Source organism: Pseudokineococcus marinus (assembly GCF_013004605.1).
GTDB lineage: Bacteria > Actinomycetota > Actinomycetes > Actinomycetales > Quadrisphaeraceae > Pseudokineococcus > Pseudokineococcus marinus.
In genome coordinates, this window is sequence record NZ_JABEMA010000427.1 from 1 (window position 1) to 1,968 (window position 1,968).

General features: G+C 80.0%; 2 protein-coding genes. Both read left to right on the forward strand.

All coding sequences use genetic code 11. The features are described 5' to 3' along the window. Positions 1 to 359: 359 nt before the first annotated feature. On the forward strand, positions 360 to 1,154 hold the full coding sequence (locus tag HLB09_RS16240; RefSeq protein ID WP_171204345.1) for a DeoR/GlpR family DNA-binding transcription regulator: 795 nt from the start codon (positions 360 to 362) through the stop codon (positions 1,152 to 1,154). Further along, on the forward strand, positions 1,151 to 1,968 hold an 818-nt coding region (locus tag HLB09_RS16245), incomplete at its 3' end, for a 1-phosphofructokinase family hexose kinase (protein WP_212771251.1). The genes HLB09_RS16240 and HLB09_RS16245, both read left to right, overlap by 4 nt.

Genomic DNA, 1,968 nt, shown 5'->3' on the forward strand with positions numbered 1-1,968 from the left:
GGCGGACGTCTCGGCGGACCGGTCGACGGCGGGGTCGGGGAGGGCGCCGGCGCGCTCGCCCGGCGAGCCGTGGCCGGAGGGCTGCGGGGTGGTGGTCGAGGTCACGAGGGGCTCCCGTCGTCGTCGACGGAGCGGGTGGGGACCCGCGCCGGTGGGGATCGTGGCGCGGTGCCCGGCGGAGCGCCCGCCCGGGCCTCCGCCGGTCCGGCCGGCTCCTCGGGACGCTAAGCACGACCCCTTGACATGTCAAGGCAACCGGGCGTAGAACCAACCAACGCAACATCAGAACCACACGAAGCCACATCCGCCCGGTCGCGGCTCCCGCGGGCCGCCCGGGCCGACTCACGAGGGAGTGAGCCGTGTACGCACCAGAGCGCCAGGCGGCCATCGCCGCCCGCGTGGCCCGCGAGTCCCGCGTCTCCGTCACCGACCTCGCCCTCGAGCACGCCGTCACCACCGAGACCGTGCGCCGCGACCTCGCCGTCCTCGAGCGCGGCGGCGCCCTCCGGCGCGTGCACGGCGGCGCCGTCGCGCCGTCGGCGCTGGCGGCGCCGGAGACCCGGGTCGAGGAGCGCGACCGCGTGGCCCCCGAGGCGAAGGACCGCATCGCGGCCGCCGCGCTCGCGCAGCTGCCGCCCGGCACGTCGAGCGTCGCCCTCGACGCCGGCTCGACCACGGGCCGCCTCGCGGCCCTGCTCGCCACGTCGCCGGGCGCGCTCGTCGAGGGCAGCTCGCTCGTCGTCGTCACGCACGCCGTGCACCTGGCCGCCCGCCTCGTCGGCGTCCCCGGCGTCGAGCTGCACCTCGTCGGGGGCCGGGTCCGGCCGACGACCGAGGCGGCCGTGGGCGCCGAGACGGTGCGGGCCCTTGAAGACCTGCGCGTCGACGTCGCCGTCCTCGGCGCCAACGGCTTCTCGGCCGAGGCGGGCTTCACGACGCCGGACGCCGAGGAGGCCGCCGTCAAGCGCGCGCTCGTGCGGGCCGCGCGCCGGGTCGTCGTCCTCGCGGACGCCACCAAGGCCGGCCGCCAGGACCTGCACCGCTTCGCCCGCCTCGAGGAGGTCGACGTGCTCGTGACGGACGCGGCCCCCGCCGCGTCCGGCGGGGAGCTCGCCGCCCTCGGGGCCGCCGGCGTCGACGTGGTGACGGCGTGAGCGCCGCCACCAGCACGACCGCCGGCGCCGCGGGCGCGGTGGAGGTCGTCACCCTCACCGCTGCCCCCAGCCTCGACCGCACGCTCGAGGTCGGCGGGCCGCTGCGCCGCGGCGCCGTGCAGCGCGCCACCGGCTCCGTCGTGGAGCCGGGCGGCAAGGGGGTCAACGTGGCCCGTGTGCTCGCGGCGGCCGGCCGCGGCGTCGTCGCGGTGCTCCCCGCCGACGCCGGGGACCCGCTGCTCGCGGCGCTCGCCGACGCCGGCCTGCCCGCCCGCCCGACGCCCGCCGGCGGGCCCGTGCGCACGAACACCGCCGTCACGGAGCCGGACGGGACGACGACGAAGGTCAACGAGGCCGGCCCCGAGCTCACCGCCGCCCGTGGCGCGGCGCTGCGCGAGGCCGTCCTCGACGCCGCCGAGGGGTCCCGCTGGGCCGTGCTGTCCGGGTCGCTGCCCCCCGGTGCCCCGGCGTCGCTCTACGCCGACCTCGTCGCGCCGCTGCGGGCGCGGGGCTGCGCCGTCGCCGTCGACACCTCCGGGCCCGCCCTCGCGGCGCTCCTGGGGCCGGGTGCCGACCCGGCGACCGCGCCCGACGTCGTCAAGCCCAACGGCGAGGAGCTCGGCGAGCTCGTCGGCGAGGACGGCGACGCCCTGGAGGCCGACCCCCGCGCCGCCGCGCGCGCGGCCCGCGCCCTCGTCGCCCGTGGCGTCGGTGCCGTCCTCGTGACCCTCGGCGCCCGCGGCGCCGTCCTCGTCACCGCCGAGGGCGCGTGGAGCGCGCTGCCGCCGCCGGTCGTGCCGCGCAGCACCGTCGG